The sequence below is a fragment of the Tenacibaculum sp. TC6 genome (genome assembly GCF_050606265.1).
GTDB lineage: Bacteria > Bacteroidota > Bacteroidia > Flavobacteriales > Flavobacteriaceae > Polaribacter.
This window is the reverse complement of the sequence record NZ_JBOCUK010000030.1, coordinates 24,560-45,603: the sequence shown is the minus strand read 5'-3', so window position 1 is coordinate 45,603 and position 21,044 is coordinate 24,560. Positions and strand designations below refer to the sequence as shown.

The 21,044-nt window shown below is 31.5% G+C and carries 15 protein-coding genes and 1 pseudogene; 10 read left to right on the top strand and 6 right to left on the bottom strand.

Going from position 1 to position 21,044, the window contains the following annotated elements; translation table 11 throughout:
• Both ACQY1Q_RS13990 and ACQY1Q_RS13985 read left to right on the top strand, forming a co-directional pair.
• A pseudogene (locus ACQY1Q_RS13990) lies at positions 1-101 on the top strand (integrase core domain-containing protein); the annotation flags it as partial.
• A gap of 110 nt (positions 102-211) precedes the next feature.
• Positions 212-1,003, top strand: coding sequence for an ABC transporter substrate-binding protein (locus ACQY1Q_RS13985; RefSeq protein ID WP_431005944.1), 792 nt, complete (start codon positions 212-214; stop codon positions 1,001-1,003).
• A 315-nt stretch (positions 1,004-1,318) separates the two neighbouring features.
• Here ACQY1Q_RS13985 and ACQY1Q_RS13980 read toward each other — a convergent pair whose 3' ends face one another.
• Positions 1,319-2,026 (bottom strand): DUF4197 domain-containing protein, encoded by a 708-nt coding sequence (locus ACQY1Q_RS13980; RefSeq protein ID WP_431005942.1) that lies wholly within the window; start codon positions 2,024-2,026, stop codon positions 1,319-1,321.
• A gap of 58 nt (positions 2,027-2,084) precedes the next feature.
• On the bottom strand, positions 2,085-2,252 hold the full coding sequence (locus tag ACQY1Q_RS13975; protein WP_431005941.1) for a DUF5522 domain-containing protein: 168 nt from the start codon (positions 2,250-2,252) through the stop codon (positions 2,085-2,087).
• Positions 2,253-2,354: 102 nt separating this feature from the next.
• Here ACQY1Q_RS13975 and ACQY1Q_RS13970 point away from each other — a divergent pair, with 102 nt between their 5' ends.
• Together ACQY1Q_RS13970 and ACQY1Q_RS13965 are read left to right on the top strand one after the other, a co-directional pair.
• The gene (locus tag ACQY1Q_RS13970) at positions 2,355-3,464 is read left to right on the top strand and encodes a hypothetical protein (RefSeq protein WP_431005940.1); all 1,110 of its coding nucleotides are present in this window, start codon (positions 2,355-2,357) and stop codon (positions 3,462-3,464) included.
• On the top strand, positions 3,454-4,515 hold the full coding sequence (locus ACQY1Q_RS13965; protein WP_431005939.1) for a nucleotidyltransferase family protein: 1,062 nt from the start codon (positions 3,454-3,456) through the stop codon (positions 4,513-4,515). The genes ACQY1Q_RS13970 and ACQY1Q_RS13965 overlap by 11 nt, the downstream gene beginning before the upstream one ends.
• On the opposite strand, the gene ACQY1Q_RS13960 is transcribed toward ACQY1Q_RS13965, so the two are convergent.
• Positions 4,499-5,851, bottom strand: a complete 1,353-nt coding sequence (locus ACQY1Q_RS13960) for a UDP-N-acetylmuramate--L-alanine ligase (protein WP_431005938.1) — start codon at positions 5,849-5,851, stop codon at positions 4,499-4,501. The two genes, ACQY1Q_RS13965 and ACQY1Q_RS13960, sit on opposite strands and share 17 nt — an antisense overlap.
• 205 nt (positions 5,852-6,056) lie before the next feature.
• Between ACQY1Q_RS13960 and ACQY1Q_RS13955 the strand changes: the two genes are divergently transcribed.
• Complete coding sequence (locus ACQY1Q_RS13955; protein ID WP_431005937.1) at positions 6,057-12,167, top strand: alpha-2-macroglobulin family protein; 6,111 nt, start codon at positions 6,057-6,059, stop codon at positions 12,165-12,167.
• 62 nt (positions 12,168-12,229) lie between these two features.
• Positions 12,230-12,703 carry a hypothetical protein gene (locus ACQY1Q_RS13950; protein ID WP_431005936.1) on the top strand — a complete coding sequence of 158 codons (474 nt, stop codon included), beginning with the start codon at positions 12,230-12,232 and terminating at the stop codon, positions 12,701-12,703.
• Positions 12,704-12,753: 50 nt separating this feature from the next.
• Here the strand turns inward: ACQY1Q_RS13950 and ACQY1Q_RS13945 are convergent, their stop codons facing one another.
• A complete protein-coding gene (locus ACQY1Q_RS13945; RefSeq protein WP_431005935.1) occupies positions 12,754-13,494 on the bottom strand; it encodes a hypothetical protein in 741 nt (246 codons plus the stop codon).
• 216 nt (positions 13,495-13,710) lie between these two features.
• On the opposite strand from ACQY1Q_RS13945, the gene ACQY1Q_RS13940 reads away from it, so the two are divergent.
• The 3 genes from ACQY1Q_RS13940 to ACQY1Q_RS13930 all read left to right on the top strand — a co-directional run bounded on the left by ACQY1Q_RS13940 (position 13,711) and on the right by ACQY1Q_RS13930 (position 16,957).
• Positions 13,711-14,127 (top strand): HYC_CC_PP family protein, encoded by a 417-nt coding sequence (locus tag ACQY1Q_RS13940; protein ID WP_431005934.1) that lies wholly within the window; start codon positions 13,711-13,713, stop codon positions 14,125-14,127.
• A 213-nt stretch (positions 14,128-14,340) separates the two neighbouring features.
• A complete protein-coding gene (locus ACQY1Q_RS13935; protein ID WP_431005933.1) occupies positions 14,341-16,581 on the top strand; it encodes a TonB-dependent receptor in 2,241 nt (746 codons plus the stop codon).
• Between the two features lie 13 nt (positions 16,582-16,594).
• Entirely contained in the window at positions 16,595-16,957 is a 363-nt protein-coding gene (locus ACQY1Q_RS13930) for a heavy-metal-associated domain-containing protein (RefSeq protein WP_431005932.1), read from the top strand.
• Positions 16,958-17,224: 267 nt separating this feature from the next.
• Here ACQY1Q_RS13930 and ACQY1Q_RS13925 read toward each other — a convergent pair whose 3' ends face one another.
• The gene (locus tag ACQY1Q_RS13925) at positions 17,225-18,001 is read right to left on the bottom strand and encodes a DUF6261 family protein (protein WP_431005931.1); all 777 of its coding nucleotides are present in this window, start codon (positions 17,999-18,001) and stop codon (positions 17,225-17,227) included.
• Between the two features lie 864 nt (positions 18,002-18,865).
• Here ACQY1Q_RS13925 and ACQY1Q_RS13920 point away from each other — a divergent pair.
• Positions 18,866-19,057, top strand: coding sequence for a cold-shock protein (locus ACQY1Q_RS13920; RefSeq protein WP_431005930.1), 192 nt, complete (start codon positions 18,866-18,868; stop codon positions 19,055-19,057).
• A gap of 667 nt (positions 19,058-19,724) precedes the next feature.
• On the opposite strand, the gene ACQY1Q_RS13915 is transcribed toward ACQY1Q_RS13920, so the two are convergent.
• Entirely contained in the window at positions 19,725-21,035 is a 1,311-nt protein-coding gene (locus ACQY1Q_RS13915; RefSeq protein WP_431005943.1) for a DUF3570 domain-containing protein, read from the bottom strand.
• Positions 21,036-21,044 lie beyond the last annotated feature (9 nt).

The following is a 21,044-nucleotide window of genomic DNA, read 5'->3' as shown; positions in this document are numbered from 1 at the left end:
CTTGATAAGTACATCTTTGAGAATATCGACCAAGTAAGAGAACAAACACAAGATTGATGTATGATTATAACCATCATAGACCCCATGACAGACTGGGTAGATAATCACCGATAAAATACGCAGAAATTTATGCAGTTCTAATTAGGGGAAGCTCACATTGGGATAATATTTCATTCTCATCTAATTTTTTCTCATATATTGCGATTAAAAAATAACCTTGATTGATCAAATTAACAGAGAAATTACATTATCCAAAACACCTAAACGAATTATCTCTCTAGTTCCTAGTCAAACAGAATTGTTAGTTGACTTAGGTTTAGAGGAATTTTTAGTGGGTATAACAAAATTTTGTGTACATCCTGTTCATATTAAAAAAACAATAACTATTGTTGGAGGTACTAAAAATATTAAAGCAGACAGAATTAAGGAGCTTAAACCTGACATTATTCTTTGTAATAAAGAAGAAAACACTAAAGAAATAGTTGAAGCATGCGAAAAAATAGCTCCAACTCATGTTTCTGATATTTTTACCTTATCTGATGCCAAGGAGCTTATTCAACAATATGGTGAGTTATTTTCTTGCAGAACTGAGGCTAATAGAATAATACAAAAACTAAATTTTAAACTTAACGAATTTCAAGAATTCGTAAAGGATAAACCTACAAAAAAAGTTGCTTATTTTATATGGAGAAACCCATGGATGGTAGCTGGCAACAATAATTTTATAAATCATTTATTATTACTAAACAACTTTGAAAATATTTACAGTAATAAAAATCGTTACCCTGAAATTGAATTAAAGAAAATCCGAATTGAAGGTGATCCTGATCTTGTTTTATTATCATCAGAACCCTACCCTTTCAAAGAGGAACATGCCTTTGAAATAGGGAGATTTACACATCATGCCAAAACGATTTTTGTTGACGGTGAAATGTTTTCTTGGTATGGTAGTAGACTTTTGAAAGCTTTTGATTATTTTAAACAGTTACACAATCGAATCTGAAAATTCCTGATCTAAATATTTTATCCTATTCAATTTCTCCAAAATTTTCATTGCTTTAAAAGCTGATCTGTCACTTTTACACTCATCGATATATTTATAATCATTAGCTCTTTCAACCAATTTTCCATATCTATCCTCAAGATGTTTTCTATACTTATGTAATTGATCTACTCGTAACATAGTTTAAAATTTAACAACCTTATAAATATACACAATATTTTGATTTACAATTAATTATTATTTTATTTTTTACTCAATTAAAAGCAAAAAAAGCTCCACCAAAGGTGAAGCTTAAAAATAATATATCTAACTTTTTTATATTTTATCTTGCAAAGCAAAAACTCTACGAAGTAAATCAGTATTACGTAAACCTACTTTTTCTCGTATTCCTTTCTCTTCTACCGCAATCATAGTAAAAACTCCTTCTAAAGCTTCTTGAGTTACATAATCTGTTAAATCAGGATTTACCTGTTTTACAAAAGGAATGCTATTGTATTTAGAAATTAAATTAGCCCAAATTTTATCAGCACCAACCTTAGCAAATGAATTCTGAATTACCGGGTGAAATTTACCATACAGAGCTGTATTTGTTTTTCCTTGTAAATATGTAGTGGCAGCATTTTGCTCTCCTAATAATATATTTTTTGCATCTGTAAATGTAATTTCTTTTACCGCATTAACAAAAATAGGTGTTGCTGTTTTTACTGCATCTTCAGCAGTTCTATTAATAGCCCTAAGCCCTTCATCTGCCAATGAACTTAATCCTATTTTACGCAAGCCTCTGTCTACAACCTGTAATTCTTCCGGTAGTAAAATTTTTACTAATTCATTTTTATAAAAACCGTCTTTTGCGGTTAATTTAGATACCTGATGCTGTATTCCGTTATCAAGTGCCTGGCGTAATCCATTTCCTATTTGTTCTTGAGTTAACCCTCCTTGACTTGGCAATTGACTAACTACTTTTTGCAATTCAGCACAACCAACCAACTGAAGCCCTATAAACAATACTAAAAATTTTTTCATTTTTTATATTTTAATTGAATTTTCCTTTTAATTAGAAACAATAATCTATATAAGGTCACTACTTCTTAAAACTATCTGTTTTTTTATCATAACTATATGGACAATGTTTGCACCCACTCTTACAACAATACCCTCTTCTCAAATGGTATTTTTCTGTAAACACTTTATATCCCTGCTCGTTAAGATAATAATCTCCTTCTTCTAATTCTATTCTTTGTTTGTACATACCACAAAAATACCAATCAATTATTTATTTAAACGTAAATAGTTTAATATATTTTATGAGAAATATAATTGCTTGAAATTGGTTTTATTATTTTTGTTGGATATGATTTTAACAAAAGATATTGAAGAGAAAAGCTTGGTATGGTTAGCCAACAATAATCAATACATTATAGTAGAAAAAATTGTTGCAGAGATACTCACTTTATTAACAAACAATACTCCTGAGGAAACCATTACAAGTTTTCTTTCTGATAAGATACATGTGCCATACTCAGAAGCAAATCAGTTCATTAATGATATTAAAAAATTATTAGAGAAAACAGGAACATTACCCTTTGAACAATGTAACACTCCTATTCCTTCTTCATTTGAACATAGAAAATATTATAAAATAAATAATACCGTATTTTTAGTTGATTTTCTATCTGACTATGAAGTATCGCTAATACATCCAAAGTTTGCTCATTTAGAAGTAAAAAAACAAGAAAAAATAAACTATCACTATCAGGTATTCACGTATAAAGAAGCTATCTTTTTTTATTGCAATGATGAATATATTGGTCATTGGTCTTTTAATGAAAGTCATTTTTTTCAAGGAAAGTTTTCAATGAAAATAATAGAGCATACTCATAGCTATAAAGAAGATGATTGGATGGGAATTTTTCATGCTTCTGCGGTTAGCAATGATGAAAACGCTATACTTTTTCTTGGTGATTCCGGTAATGGAAAAAGCACTTCTTTAGCTTTATTACAAGCCAATGGTTTTACCTGTTTAGCAGACGATTTTGTTCCTGTTCTTGCAAAAAATAAAGAAGTGTATAGTTTTCCTTCAGCAATTTCTATTAAAAAAAATAGTCTACCAGTTCTTTTACAGTTGTATCCTGAATTAGAAAACACTGCTGAATATCACTTTAAAAAGCTAAATAAAGTTGTACGATATCTTCCTCCTAATAATGCTGATTACACACAGCACAAGCCATGTAAAAAACTTGTATTTATTAAATATGTTCCTGAAAGCAATTTAAGTATTACCAATATATCAAAAACAGAAGCCTTTCAACAATTAGTTCCTGACTCTTGGTTGTCTCCTATTCCTGAAAATGCTGAAACATTTTTAAATTGGTTTAGTGATTTAAATTGCTACAGATTGGTTTACTCTGACAATCAAAAAATGATTCAAACTGTAAAAAAATTGTTTTCAAATGAACTATAAAGAAACCTTATTTTTTGTTGGTAAATGTTTAACCATAACGCATGAAAAACACAACAAAGATGGTGTTGAAAATGAAATAATTTCCGGTAACGTTGATTGGGATGCAGTCGTCAAATTAAGTACAGCTCATTATGTTTTTCCGGCTTTATATTGCAATTTAAAACGTACTGACTTACTTAAGCATATTCCACAGGACCTGGCTGAATATATGGAACATATTACTAACCTCAACAGAGAACGTAATCTTCAAATTATAAAACAGGCTCAGGAAATTAATGATATACTTTTAACTAATAATATTACACCTATCTTTTTAAAAGGAACCGGTAATTTACTGGAAGGATTATACGAAGATGTAGGTGAACGTATGGTTGGAGATATTGATTTTTTAGTCCCAAACTCTGATTTTTCAAAAGCTGTAATAAGTTTAAAAAACGATGGATATAAGGAAAAAAATATCGACTTTATTGATAATACTTTATCAGAAAGACATTATCCTAAGATTACAAAACATAATCGTATAGCTGCTGTAGAAATTCACTATAAAATGATTTCAGATGAAAAATATTTTAACTATAATCATGTAAAAGAGAATCTAAAAAAAAATAAAGACAACACCTCGGTACTTTCTTTTACTGATCAAGTTTTAATCACTTGTTATAATAAACAAATAAATGATAAAGGGCAGTGGTATAAAACTCCCTCTTTAAGAAACACTTACGACCTATACCTTCTTTCTTTAAAAACATCAGTAAAAGACTCACTAAAAAATAATAAAAACTTCAATTACTTAAATAATTTTGTTGCTAGTTCTAGCTTTTTAATGAACAATCCTAATTCTCTAAAATATCACAAGACTAGAGACACTTCTAATTTTATAAAAAAACAATTATTCTTTATAAAAAATCTTAGAATTAGCCGTTACAACAGAAAAATATGGGGCATTGTTTTTCTATATAAACACAGGTTAAACTTGTTAACTCTATTCATATTTAATAAAAAAATAAGAAAATATGTTATTAGCAGGCTAAAATCTAAACTAAACCTTTAACCTCATCAAAGTTTAACCCTCCGTAGTTACCCGAACTCATTAAAAGCAGAGCTGTATTTTTCAGATTTTCATTAAAAAGAAAATTTTTAAAATCTTCAGGGTGCGTATAAATAATTAAATCTTCTCTTTTAAATGCTTTTGCTATTTGATCTTTAGTAACTTCTTCTAGTTTTTTAATTTTTACAGCATCCGGAGAATAAAAAACTACCGCTTTGTCTGCATTTGATAAGGTTCCTTCATACTCTTCTAAAAATTCAGCATTTAAACTACTATAGGTATGTAACTCTAAACAGGCTAGTAATGTTTTATTGGCATATTGTTTTTTAACTGCTGTTGTTGTTGCTTTTACCTTACTTGGACTATGCGCAAAATCTTTAAAAACTACCGTATCTGAGCTCTCTGCTATTTTTTCTAAACGCTTACTTGCTCCTTTAAAACTAGCAATAGCTTCGTAAAAATCTTCCTCATCTATTCCCATGTGTTGACATATCCATTTTGCTCCTGCCAAGTTTTGTAAATTATGCTTTCCAAAAATTTCTAACGGCATTGCTCCATCGGGAGTATCGATATAAGTAGTTCCGTTTTCTATGGTGTAACCAGGAGTACGATATGGATATTTTTTTATCGAGTGCTCAGACGCTTCCACTACTTTCTTTACTTCAGAATCTTCTTCATTATATACCATAATACCTCCATTGGTTAAAGAATTAGTAAATATTGAAAACTGCTCTACATAATTTTCAAAAGTTGGAAATACATTAATATGATCCCAAGCAATACCGCTTATTAAAGCTATGTTCGGTTTGTACAAATGAAATTTAGGTCGTCTATCAATTGGTGAACTCAAATATTCATCCCCTTCCAAAACAATAAATTCATTTTCTTCGGTTAAATGCACCATAGTTTCAAACCCTTCCAATTGAGCTCCTACCATATAATCTACCTTTACATCATGGTAATTCAACACATGTAAAATCATTGAAGTTATGGTTGTTTTACCATGTGACCCCCCAATAACAACTCTTGTTTTATGTTTTGACTGCTCATATAAAAACTCCGGATACGAATATATCTTTACTCCTAACTCCTGTGCTTTAATTAACTCCGGATTATCTTGTTTTGCATGCATCCCTAAAATAACCGCATCTAATGTTACGTTTACTTTTTCAGGAAACCACCCAAATTGCTCAGGTAGTAATCCATATTTTTCTAAACGAGATTTAGAAGGCTCATGTATTGTATCATCACTTCCTGTAATTTGGTATCCTTTTTGGTGTAAAGCAATTGCTAAGTTGTGCATTGCACTGCCTCCAATAGCTATAAAATGTATGTTCATATATCCATGTGAGTTTGCAACAAAAATACAAAACCATGGTACAAATTCGTTATCTTTAAAACCAAAACTCAATGAAAACTCTTGTTTACACGCTAAATACACTGTTTCACGTATTTTAAGTTGCTCAACACCTATTAAAATCCGTGTTTTACTAATTATTAAACCCTAAAAAAACTAAAAACTCTTTCTGAAAAAATTTTAGAATATGAAAAAACTAACACCCATTTTACTCATGATATGCTTATTTTCAACCACCATAAACGCTCAGGAAAACTATAAAGGTTTATGGAATAAAGTACTTAAGTTTGAAAATGACAATCTTCCTAAATCTGCCTTAGAAGTAGTAAACGAAATCTACAATAAAGCGCAAAAAGACAAAAACTCACCTCAAATTATAAAGACTCTTTTTTATAAAAGTAAAATTTCATTAGTACTGGAAGAAAACGCTCAATTAAAAGTTATCAATCAGTTTAAAGAACATATAGCATCCAGTAACTTTCCTACTAAAAATGTTCTTGAAAATATTTTAGCCAACTTATATTGGCAATATTTTAATCAGAATAGATGGAAGTTCTATGACAGAACACAAACTTCAAGTAAAGTTGATAAAGATGATTTTAGAACTTGGGATTTAACAACGCTTTTTAACGAGGTACATTCTTATTTTGAAGCTTCTTTACAGAACACTCCGCAGCTACAAAAAATAAAGATTCACGACTTTGAAGATATTTTACAACTTACTGAAGACACTAAAACATTTCAACCAACTTTATTTGATTTTTTAGCACATAACTCATTAGAGTTTTACAAGACCACAGAAACTAATATAACTAAACCGTCGTATGAATTTAAGATTGATAATCCGGATTTTTTAGGTGATTTCAACAAATTTTCAACACTAACGCTAGCTTCTAAAGATAGTCTATCACTCCAGCTTAATGCCTTAAAAGTATATCAAAAGCTTATTCAATTTCACCTTAACAGTAAAAATTCAAATGCTTTAGTAGCAAATGATATAGAACGCTTGACTTTTGTAAATGAGCATGGTACTTTTTACGATAAACAAAAATTACTTTTAACAACTCTCGAAGCTTCAAAAAATAAATATAAAGGCAACGAAGCATCAGGTTTATATGCGTTTGAAATTGCCAAGATATACAATGAATTAGCCAACACGTATCAACCTAATAAAGATGAAACGTATCAATTTAAAAACAAAGAGGCTTTAACTATTTGTACTCAAATCATTACTACTTACCCTAAAAGTTTAGGAGCAAAAAAATGCACTATTTTAAAACAACAGATAACCTCAAAATCACTGAGCATACTAACTGAAAAAAATGTTCCTGTAGAACAATTTTCTAAAGTATTAGTGAATTACAAAAACGTACATGAGATTTATTTTTCTGTCTATAAAATTACTTCTGATCAAATAACTCAACTTAATGAAATATATAATGAGGGCAAACAAGTTGATTTTATACAGAAATTACCTAAAAATGAAAGTTGGTGTTCCGATTTAAAAAATGAAGGAGATTACCAACAGCATACGACAGAAATTGGTCTTCCAAAATTATCCGATGGTAGTTTTTTAATATTAGCTACTACAGACAAAAATTTAACTAAAAAATCAACCTTTGCTTTTTCATCAATCCAAGCAACGGATATTGCTTTTATTATCAATCACAATCAAGAAAACAACTATCAGATAGTTGACCGAAATACCGGTATGCCTCTGGCAAATGCTAAAGTGCATTTTACCAACACAACCAGAAATCATTATGATAAAAAAATTGACACTCACTTTACTACAGACAAAAATGGTGAGTTTACATATTATCCTAATAATCGCGAATATTTCCCTAATGTTCGTGCTATAATAACTTACAAAGGCAAAACAGCGACTTTTGGTTATTTTTATATCAATCCTAAATATAGAAACACTTCTTCTGTAGAAAAAGCCTATACAGAAACGTTTCTTTTTACTGACAGAAGTATATACAGACCCGGTCAAACGATTTATTTTAAAGGAATATCTATGGAATCCTTTAAAAACAAAGCAACAGTTAAAACCAATGAAACTGTTGTAGTCACGTTAAAAGATGTAAACCATCAAAACATCAAAGAAATAACATTAAAAACAAATGATTTTGGTTCTTTCTCTTCTCAATTTATCATTCCAAAACAAGGATTAACGGGGCAGTTTGTAATTGAAACATCTATTGATGGCAGAAAAAACTACACCTATATTTCTGTTGAAGAATATAAACGTCCAAAGTTTGAAGCTGAATTTTCACCGATTACTTCCAGTATAAAAATAAATGATGTTGTAACTATAAACGGTTTTGCTAAAGCATATTCTGGAGCTACTATTTCTGATGCTAAAGTAGTTTACCGAGTACATCGTAAAGTTGAATACCCAAGATGGTGGTATTGGTACAAACCTTTCTTTATTTCACAACCTCAAGAAATTACCTATGGTGAAACAATAACCGATAATTCCGGTAACTTTTCAATTGAATTTAAAGCATTACCGGACGAAAGTGTTAACAAAAAAGATTTACCCGTTTTTACTTACGAAATAACCGCTGATGTAACAGATATTAATGGTGAAACCCGAAGTGCTACCACACAAGTAAAAGTGGGCTATCACACACTACTTGCTGAGCTAAATATTCCTGAAAACATTGATAAATCTGAAGGAAAAACCACCATAAAAATTAATACTAAAAATTTAAATAATGAGTTTGTAGCAGGTTCAGGAACTATTTCTATATACAAACTAAAAGCTCCGAACAGAATTTTACGCAAACGTCCTTGGACCGCTCCTGATTACCAAACAATTCCTCAAAAAGAATTTGAGAACAAATATCCTCATGATGCTTATACTGATGAAGATAATTTTATGAATTGGGATAAAGGAAATGCTATTCAAACACTAGCTTTTAATACCGAAAAACAGAAAGAACTGATATTAGACAAATTTAAAAACTGGCCTTCAGGAAAATATTTAGCTGTTTTAGAAACCAGTGATAAATTTGGTCAAAAAGTAGAAGCGAAGCAGTTTTTCACGCTCTTTTCTCCTCAAGATAAATTACCCGCAGATCAAAAACTTATTAGCATTACTGCTGATAAAAAATCATATAAAGCCGGCGACAAAGTTGTACTAACCGTTAGCTCTAATTCAAAAGATATTAGCTTGGTTTTGCTAGTTGAAAAACAACGTAATATTGTTGAAAAACACTATATCCATCTTACTAAAGATCATAAAAAAATCACCATTCCGGTGACAGAACAAGACTTGGGTGGTTTCGGCATTCAATGGTATTATGTAAATTATAATGCTTTTGATAAAGGCAATTTATTAATACAAGTACCCTACCCTAAAACTGATTTAGAAATTACCACGAAAACCTTTAGAGATAAACTCTACCCGGGTGAACAACAAACATGGAGTTTTACAGTAAAAGGAGCTAAAAAAGACATGGTTACTGCCGAACTTTTAGCAGGAATGTACGATGCTTCTCTTGACGCTTTTAAACCACATCAATGGCAATTTACACCTATACAAAAACCGATATACCATACATATAATAATGCAGAGGCTAATGCTAGTTTTGGTGTTTCTCACTTTAGAGTTCAAAATTTATATGATAATAACAATAACATAACTATAAATACCGAGCTCTTTAACGCTCAGTATAATTGGTATGGGTTTAGCTTTTTTAATAGTCCTGTTTACATGAAAAGAGCTACATTAAATGAAATGAATGATGCTCCTGTTGAAGCTGAGCTTGAAGAGGAAACTGTAACCGGTAACCTTATGGCTTCTCAACGAAAAAAAGTAGCCCGACTTTCTGAAAATGCTAATGGAGTTGCCGATTCTGATTTACCACCTCCGGTTTCAGGGGAATCTGACACGAATGATATTGCATCTACAAAAGTGCAAATCCGTAAAAACTTACAAGAAACTGCTTTTTTCTATCCTCATTTAACAACGGATAAAGACGGAAACGTATCTTTTAACTTTACCGCTCCGGAAGCATTAACCAAATGGAAATTACAGTTATTGGCGCATACTAAAGAGCTAAATTCTGCCACTAAAACATTAGAAACGGTTACTCAAAAAGAGCTTATGGTTACTCCAAACGCTCCTCGTTTTTTACGTCAGGGAGATCAAATTACCATCAATACTAAAATAGCTAATCTATCTGATAAAAACTTAGAAGGTACCGCTCAACTTATCTTAACAAATCCTATTACCGGTAGTGAAGTTAATCTGTTAACAGCTTCCGGTAAAACACAATCTTTTTCGGTAGCTAAAAACGGCAATGCCAATGTTTCTTGGAACTTATCTATCCCGGAAAACCTGGAAGCTGTTCAATATAAAATTATAGCTAAGGCGGGTGATTTTTCAGATGGTGAGCAAAATGCTTTACCTGTATTATCCAACAGAATGTTGGTTACAGAAACACTCTCTATGTGGGTAAAAGGTAACCAAACCAAAACTTTTAGTTTAGATAAGCTAAAAAACAACAGCTCTTCTACTCTAAAAAATCATCAATTAACATTAGAGATTACGTCTAATCCTGCTTGGTATGCTATACAGGCACTACCTTATTTAATGGAATATCCTTATGAATGTAGTGAACAAACTTTTGCTCGTTATTACGCCAATACTTTAGCTAGTCATATAGCAAACTCTAATCCTAGAATTCAAGAAGTTTTTAATCAATGGAAATCTTCTGATGCTTTACTAAGTAATTTAGAAAAAAATCAAGAATTAAAATCACTGATTATTCAAGAAACTCCTTGGTTACGAGACGCGCAATCTGAAACCGAACAGAAAAAGAGAATTGCTTTGTTATTCGATTTAAACAAATTAAGTAACGATCAACAAGCCGCTATTCAAAAATTAAAAAATATGCAAATGAGTAACGGAGGTTTTCCTTGGTTTAAGGGTAACTATTCGCCAAATCCGTATATTACGTTACATATAGCTAGTGGTTTTGGGCATTTAAAACAGTTAGGCATTACTACTTCTGATAGTACTCAAGAAAGTATTATACTAAAAGCTATTCAATTTTTAGATAATGAAATTGTAGATATCCATAAAGAAATGCTTAAACAAGCGCTTAAAATAAAAGAGAAAGAAGGAAATAAGAAGTATGAAGCTTTTTTAAAGAAAAATCACTTAAGCAATTTTATTATTCAGTATTTATACATGCGTAGCTTTTATAAAAATGTACCGTTAAATAACAATACTGATAAAGCAGTTAACTTCTACACCCAACAAACAACAAACTATTGGAAAGATTTTGACCTCTACAGCGAAGGGTTAATGGCTTTAATTAATCACAGAACCGGAAATAAAAAAACAGCTACGGCCATTTTAAAATCTTTAAAAGAAAACAGTATTACTTCTGAAGAACTAGGGATGTACTGGAAAGCCAATAAACCTAGCTGGTTCTGGTATCAAGCTCCTATTGAAACGCAAGCGCTTTTAATTGAAGCCTTTACTGAGATTGAAAATGATGCTTCTACTATTGATAATTTAAAAATATGGTTATTAAAAAATAAGCAGGTAAGTCAATGGAAAACCACCAAGGCTACTACCGAAGCTATTTATGCGCTATTACTTCAAAATAGTGACTGGGTGTCTTCTACAGAATTAGTTACAGTTACCATTGGTAATAACGTGATTAAACCTTCAGAAAACCCTAACATTAAAGTAGAAGCCGGAACAGGCTACTTTAAAACTTCATGGAAAGAAAATCAAATTACACCTAACATGGGCAACGTTACCCTTAACTCAAACAGCAATTCTATTGCCTGGGGTGGTTTGTACTGGCAGTACTTTGAAGACTTAGATAAAATTACAGCGGCAAAAACGCCTTTACAATTGAGTAAAAAACTGTTTAAAAAGATCAACTCAGATACCGGTAAAAAACTGGTAGCCATTACTGATAATTCAACACTTAATGTGGGTGACCTACTTACCGTTAGAATAGAACTACGTTCTGATAGGGATATGGAATTTGTTCATATGAAAGATATGAGAGCCAGCGGTGTTGAGCCGGTTACAGTTTTATCTGAATATAAATGGCAAGACAGTTTAGGATATTACGAAAGTACCCAAGACGCCGCAACAAACTTCTTTTTTGATCGTTTACCTAAAGGAGTATATGTTTTTGAGTATGATGTAAGAGTAAATAATGCCGGTAATTTTAGCAACGGAATTACAACTATTCAGAACATGTACGCACCTGAATTTAGTAGTCATTCTAAAGGTAACAGGTTAATAGTAAAAAAATAATGGATATATTTGGCATATAATTTGACAAAAAACACAAATTAAGAACAATTAAATTTTTTATTATGAGAAAACTATTTTTATTCATTGGTTTCGTAACCTTGTCTGTTTTAACAGCAAATGCACAGGAGATCTCTGAAAATGCTTTAGGTATTCGTTTTGGAGATAACAACGGATTTGGTGGAGAAATATCATACCAACGTAGATTAGGAAGCGCTAACCGTTTAGAGGTTGATTTAGGTATTAGAGGAAATAAAAACTATAGTGCTTTTAAAGCTACCGGATTATACCAATGGGTATGGCAATTAGAAAACCGTTTTAACTGGTACGCCGGTGTTGGTGGTGGTGTTGGTAGTTGGAAAGTTAAATCTACCGACATTTCTAGTACTTCATTATTTGGTGCCGGGGTTATTGGTGTAGAGTACAACTTTGACATTCCGTTATTAATTTCATTAGATTACCGTCCTGAAGTTGGTTTTAGCGATGGTTATGACGGATTTAATTCTGATTTCGGACTAAGTGTTCGTTACCAATTCTAAATAAAAAACTAAAAAAGAAAAGCCTTCAACTCGTTGAAGGCTTTTTTTATTTACTTAGTGCTTATTGATGTTTTACTGGTTCCTCCATTGGTAATGGTACCATCTGCATATTTTGCATACGGTTTAAAATAATAGGTTGTTGATGCCTTTAATCCACCTATAAGTTCTTGATACTCTTTTTCTATAAAGTTTCCTTGCACTCCAGATATTACTACTTTTTTACTATCTGAAAAATCTGCGGTAGTACTATATTCAAACCCTATTTCTACCGGTGATTCTTTTTCTACCTTTACTACCTTAACCTCCGGAGTAATTTCAGTTTGCGATACAAAAAACGGCTTACTCGCTATTTCTAAAGTTATTGAGCGTGTATCTTTTACATTAGCTCCTGTTACTACTTTTAATTCTTCTCCATAGAAATGATTCCCACTTACTTTTTTAAAATATCCTCTGATATAATATGTTTTTTCTTTTTCTAAGTTTCTAAGATCACCAACTACTATATTCTCTATAACGCCTTTAGCTACCGTAGTATTTCCGTTTTCTATTTTAGGGTTAGGAGTTAACCCGTATACAAAACCTCTTTCTATAACTACAGAGTTAGGGTTTGTGTCTTTAAAAGCTCCTTTTACTAATACATTTACTGATCCGTCTCTGTTAACAAACAAATCTGTATTAGGTTGAATTGTAAAACTTGTTTCATACCCTACATTTAAGGTGTCGTCATCAGAGCAACTCAATGTTACCATTGCTAAAAATCCTACAACCAATCCTCTTAATAAATTCTTCATTTTAATTTAATTTTTCGTGTAGAGGTGAAACAACTGAATTCAAAAACACCATAACTAAAAAATGTTAAAAAAATGTTAAAGGATTTTAACTACTTATAAAATCCTTTCTTTCAGGCAGAATACTTTCTTTTAGGAATCATAAAAAAATGGTTATCTATAACTATAAAAAAACACTAGTTATTCACTATACTATTACTTTTTTGTAAGTTTGCCTTTATGAGCATGTTACTCAAAAAAATAGCCATTACCCTATTAACCCTCTTAACGGTTTTATCTACTGTTTCTTTCACAGTAGAAAAACACTTTTGCGGTAACTTTTTAATAGATATTTCTTTTTTTGGCAATGCCAATTCTTGTGGTGGTGAAAAAGAAGAAGATTGTAGTGATGCTTTTAAATCAGAAAAAAAATCGTGTTGTAAAGACGAGCTAACGTATATAAAAGGGCTACAAAATGTTGATAAATTATTAAAAGAGAAAACAGTTGTAACTAAAGTTGTCCATGCTATTTCACAAACTAAAATTACGCAACCTGAGTTAACTTTTTTAAAACGGTATCGTATTCCTTTTAAAAACTATATCCCCCCAATAATAACTCCTAACATACAACTTCTCAATATGGTTTTTATCATATGATTTCATATTTAATTTTTTAGTTAAGACTAAAATTTAACTACTCATTTTGACCTAAAATCAAAATAATTACAGTTCACATTATCGTGAATATGAATGATAAAAATTATAAAAATGAAACCGACATGTTCAAAATAATTATTAACACACATCAGAATAATTATTTTTAACATCAAAGGTTACATGTGACGATTGAAAACCAATAAATATAAACACATGAAACACATATTAAATACGTTTGTATTGTTTTTATATGCCGTAACGTTTTCTCAAAATTCTTTAAAAGGAATTGTCTTAGAAAAAAAGCAATCCGGAAAAACAATTGGTGTTCAAGGAGCTTCTGTTTACTGGTTGCATACGCAAACAGGTACAACCACCCAAGAAAACGGATCTTTTACACTTCCTTATAAAAAAGAATTTAAAAAACTAATTATAAATTATATAGGCTATAAAACAGATACATTAACTATACTCAATAATAAATTTGTAAAACACGTATTAAAAGAAGCCCATGTTTTAGATGAAGTTACCATTAAAACACAAAGGCAATCGGTACAAAGGTCATTTTTACAAACCCAAAATGTAATGACTATTGATAGCGGAGAATTATTAAAAGCTGCCTGTTGTAATTTATCTGAAAGCTTTGAAACAAATCCTTCTATTGATGTTAATTTTTCAGATGCCCTAACGGGTACAAAACAAATTCAAATGTTAGGCTTAAAAAGTCCGTACTTATTAATCAACCAAGAAAACATTCCCTCCATTCGAGGTGCTTCGCAAGTATATGGTTTAACTTTTACACCCGGTACTTGGGTGGAAAGTATACAAATAACAAAAGGAGCCGGAAGCGTTATTAATGGCTATGAAAGTATTTCCGGACAAATTAATACAGAATTGGTAAAACCTTTTACTGATTCTCCTTTTTTTATAAATGTATACAGAGCTCTTGGCGGCAGAACAGAATTAAACATTCATTTGAATCAAAAAGTAAGTAAAAAATGGCATACCGGTTTGTATTTGCATGGTAACTACAGAGGTGAGCGTTTTGATAGAAATAAAGATAGCTTCTTAGACGCCCCTTTAGCCAATCAAATGAACATAATGAACAGGTGGCAATATATTGATGCCGAAAAAGGATGGGTAAGTTTTTTAAATCTCCGTTTTTTAAAAGACCGTAAACAAACAGGGCAAGTTAATTTTGTTCCAAACCATGATAAAGGAACTACCAACGCATGGGGTAGTGAAATAAATACGACCCGCTTTGACGCTTCTGCCAAAATAGGTTATGTTTTTCCTGAATTACCTTTTCAAAGTTTTGGCTTTCAAACAGCCTATAGCAATCATAACCAAGAATCTTATTTCGGATTAAAAGATTACTCTATCAAGCATCAAAGTTTCTACGGAAATGCCTTATTTAGCTCTATTATTGGTGACACCAGACATAAATTTAAAACCGGAATAAGCGTGGTTTATGATAAGTACCATGAACAGGTACTTACTAATTATTTTAACAGAACAGAAAAAGGTGTTGGAGCCTTCTTTGAGTATGCTTTTGATAATTCTGATGATTTTAGTATTACAGCCGGTATTCGATTAGATTATCATAATGTATTAGGCACCTTTATAACTCCCAGATTACATACAAGATATGTAGTATGGAACAAAGGTGTTTTAAGGGCCTCTATAGGAAAAGGAAAAAGAAGTGCCAATGTTTTTGCAGAAAACCAGCAACTGTTTTCTTCGTCAAGAACCATTAACCTAATGCCAAATCAAGGAAAAATATATGGTTTGAATCCGGAAACAGCATGGAACTACGGAATTTCATTTTTACAAGGTTACAAGTTGTTTGGTAAAAAAGGAGATATTACCTTAGATTTTTATCAAACAAATTTTGAAAATCAGGTAGTGGTAGATTGGGAAAACGCCAGAGAAGTTTCTTTTTATAACCTCTCAGGCAAAAGTATAGCCAATAGTTTTCAACTAGAAGTAAATCAAAACATTATTCCTTATTTCAACATTAGAATGGCCTACCGAATCAATGAAGTGACAACCGATTATTTAAGCGGTTCTTTTCAAAAACCTTTATTGGCTAAAAACAGGTTTTTTACCAGTATTTCTTATGAAACATTACCAAAAAACAAGGAGGCTAAGTGGAAGTTTGATGTAACTTATAATTGGTTGGGCAAACAACGCCTACCCAATACTACTCACAATCCTAGTGCATATCAGCTTGCTACATATTCTAGACCATACAGCTTATTAACTACACAAATAACCAAAGTATTTTCAAAAAGGTTTGAAGTATATGCAGGAGCAGAAAATATAACAAATTACAAACAAGAAAACCCCATAGTAGGCAGTGATAATCCATTTGGTAATTATTTTGACACTACTATGATATATGCTCCCATATTTGGAAGTAACTTTTATACGGGGTTACGATTTAAAATAAATTAAAAATTAATAAAATATGAAACACCTAATTTTAACCATAACCATGGTACTATTTTGTGCTACAATGCAGGCACAGGAAAAGAAAAAGAATGCAAAAACTACTATTAAGGTAGATGGAGTTTGTATGATGTGTAAAAAAAGAATTGAAAAAGCTGCGTTGGCTACCAAAGGCGTTAAATATGCCGTTTGGAATGTAAAAACACATGATTTAGATTTAATTTTTGACGAACGCAAAACCGCTATAAAAGCAATCGAAGAAAATATTGCCAAAGCAGGACACGATACGCAGGAAACAAAGGCAACTGATGAAGATTACAACAACCTTCATCCTTGCTGTAAATATAGAGATACTAAGGTGATAGATGACCATAAAAATTAGAGAGTAAACATTATTCCCGACATTACGAACAAAGCTTATAAAATGTAGGTATCTATTTTTTTAAGAGTACTCCTATTAGAGTTGAGTGTTAAAGCTCAAATTAAACACTTTATTTTGTTTCAATAGATAATCATTCTTTCGTAATGTCGGGTATACCCTTATTGATAATCATAAAAAACCGCAACCTATATTCATAGGTTACGGAAAATTGATATATGATGAGTATACTTACAAATGGTAAGCCTTTTTTAACTTCTCAACAGCTACTTATGAAACTGTTGGAGTATCTTCTTCAGAAGACGATTCTTCTGCTGAAGTATCATTAGATATTTCATCCTCAGATGGTGAGTTTAATCTCCCCTCTATTGTTTGATGATAACTAATCGTTAAGCTATCAACTTTATCTAAGATTTCTTTATAAACAGGGTTATCGGTTAAGGTATCATAGGCTTTTACATAATCTGTTAACCCTTGAAACATGGTAATTGCCTCTAAACGTAGCCCCGCAAAATTAACGATAGGACTCACTACTGTTTCTTCTACACGTTCTACAAACTTTGCATTAAATAAGGTATTGGCGTCTTTTAATTCGTTTACCCAAGTAGTAAGTTGTAAAGCTGTTACTGCCTCAGTTAATACACTTTCCTTTTCAATGTCTTTTAGAATTGAATTAACAATACCTGTTTGCTCATTATAAGTTCTTCTGGCAATCCCCGCTCCATGCTTATCAATAGTTGCCAGTAATTGCTCTGCCGCTATTACAACGTTTGGGGCATAATGATATAAATAAGATGAAATAACGCCTCTTATACCTATAATAGCATTATCTCTGCGTGCATCTATTTCCTGTAATTCCTTAGTTATACTACTTCCTTGTGTTTGTTTATACACTTCCTGCAAAGTGGCTAATTTAACATTAAGCGCATTTACAGGCTCCGTTAATAGTAAACTATCAATATCTACTTTGTTTACCATATCTAACACTTGGGTTAAATACTGTATAATTTCTAAGTTTTTAAACTTGTAAAATGTAGGTTGAATCATACAATTTTTATTTTTTTAAGATTAACAATTTTTGTTGAAGGCAATGTAGTATTGCATCATATAGCACTGATAAATATACAATTAAATGATTATCACCTAGTAACTCCAGTACTTTTTAACATAAAAATAACGCTTGTTACAGCCATCAAAATTTTATAAAAACTAGCTAAAAAAACTCCTGCATCAGTGTAACGCTCATCTAAGTTCTGGAAACCGTGCTGCGTGAGTGTAACGCCCATTCTGAGTTCTGGAAAGCGTCCTGCATCAGTGTAATGCCCATTCTAAACTCTGGAAACCGTGCTGCGTCAGTGTAATGCCAATTCTGAGTTCCGGAAACCGTGCTGCGTCAGTGTAACGCCCATTCTGAGTTCTGGAAACCGTGCTGCGTGAGTGTAACGCCCATTCTAAGTTCTGGAAAGCGTCCTGCGTCAGTGTAATGCCAATTCTAAACTCTGGAAACCCTGCTGCGTCAGTGTAATGCCAATTCTGAGTTCTGGAAACCGTGCTGCGTGAGTGTAACGCCCATTCTGAGTTCTGGAAACCGTCATGCGTGAGTGTAATACTTACTTTAATACAAGTATTTTAACAATAAAAAAATAATAAAACCTAAAAATGAGTGATTTATAAATTAAATAGCCTACATTTGTTCTGTTCAAGACGAACACTTATTAATTGTAAGGTTTTATTTAGTAATTAGTTTTTTTGAGAGAATACTCTCTTCTTGCCTTTTTTTATTTCATCATTCCTCTATCGTTTTATGTGTTTAGAAAACATTGTAACTGTTTTTATAGTATTATGCTATATAAATATGATTTGTAAGAGTTCTCTTAAACAACAATATTTATAATTTAAATTTTAATACAAATGCAAGAAGGCACAGTAAAATTTTTCAACAACACAAAAGGATTTGGATTTATCACATCAACAGAAACAGGAAAAGATATTTTTGTTCATAACTCAGGATTGATTGATAATATTAGTGAGAATGATAAAGTTCGTTTTGACACAGAGCAAGGGAACAAAGGGTTAAATGCTTTTAACGTTGAACTTATTTAGTAAAAAGAATAGTATTTCTTTTATAATAAATGTTATAATTAAAATGGTGAAAGATTGTCTGAAAAGGCAATCTTTTTTTATTACCACAAAATCAATCTTCTAGGCTTAAAATGTATGTTAATGGAGGGGTTTAAAAATATTCTAAAAAAAGAAACCCACTTAAAAAATTAAGTGGGAAAATTGCTATGAAAAAGAACTTAAGACGTCTCTTAAGTATTGTAAAGATACCGCTAATAATATAGAATACACCTTTAAAACTATAAAACTTTTAATTTATTTAGCACATTTTTTTCTACACCTTAAAAAACCGCCCTGTATCAGTTTAATACCCATTCTGAGTTCTGGAAACCGTCCTGCATCAGTGTAATGCCCATTCTGAGTTCTGGAAACCGTGCTGCGTGAGTGTAACGCCAATTTTAAACTCTGGAAACCGCCCTGCATGAGTGTAACGCCCATTCTGAGTCCTGGAAACCGTGCTGCGTGAGTGTAATGCTCATTCTAAACACTGGTTTGATTGTATTAAAGTATATCTACTCCTATTATTTTATAGATTATAACCAAAGTTATTCAGAGAGTAAATTTATTCCTTACTTACAAATAGATACAGAAAAGAGTTTTATTTTTAGTATGAGTAACGTAATCTCTGTAATATTTCTACTAAAAAGCTTTAATCAAAAATAAACGTGGCTCCTCCACTAATAATACTTGCTTTTAAGCCTGTATTTCGTTTATAATAATCATATTTAATATCAAAGCTCTTAAATCTAAACTTACTGATTTTAAAGCTTGAAAACGGGTTACTATAAGATACTCCTACACCATATTGGTGTGCAATAAACATAGATAAATCATAATCAGAAGTATAAAAACTACTTGTAGAAATATGTTGATCGTAAGGGGCAAAATAAGTTGCTGCTGTTTGAGTATAATAACGATAAGAAGGATATAAAGTCCATTTATCTGTTAACTTAAAAGGTAATTCTATGCTAGCTGTATGTGATTGTATGTTCCAATTATCAAAATAATACCTATAAAAAGTACGAACTACAAATTGCTCATTGATATAATAATTAAAACGGGTTCCTAAAGCTGTTTTAAATCTAGTACCGGGTAATCGTTCTACATCATCGGCTAAATGAAAATTTTCAATATACGTATTTGCTACATCACTAAAATACACACGTTGCATATGATTTGCTAAAAGTCCTTCTTGCTGAGTAAGGTCTAATAAGAAAGACATTTGTGCCCTTTTTGATAGAATTTGACTAAAACTTATCCCTAAAGAATAGGTATTTCTATTTGTTTTATTATAAGGTGTAAATTTAGGAAGGTAATTAAGATTTCCTGTTACCACATAATCATTAATATTAAAAGGCTTCCAATTATGTCCTTCTCCTCCTCTTCCTCCTCCTAATTCATATGGATAAATAACACTCCAAGAATCTAAAAAAACATTGGCGTTAACACTTAACTCAGTGTTTTTTTCATTAAACAACTTGGTAATACTTCCTCCAAAACCAAAAGAAGTATAATCAAACTCATTGGCAAAAGACACATTTGCCGACCAAACGGTATTTCTATCTTCTGAACTATGTGAATAGGTACCTGAAACACTGATAAGATTATCAGCTTGAGAAGCTCCGGAGCTAGCAACAAACGGATCAGCCGGTTGTTTTCCATCAAAAGGGTTCAAATTACTGGAAGAAGCAGAAGTGTAAGCAGAAATACCCGCATCAACTATTAGTATATCATCATCATTTAAAGGAATTGACACTACTATATCTGTAGCCACATCAGATAACTTCTCTGTTCCAATCCCTCCCGTAACTGATGCATTACTACCATCTTGTGTATAATAACTAGCTAACAACTCCAGTTCAGTAGCTTCTAAAACTCTTTTCTTATACGTCTTTTTTTCCTGATTTTCTTGTGCATTTAATGCTACTGATATAAGAAAAAAACATAAAATTTTTAAAATCTTCACGTA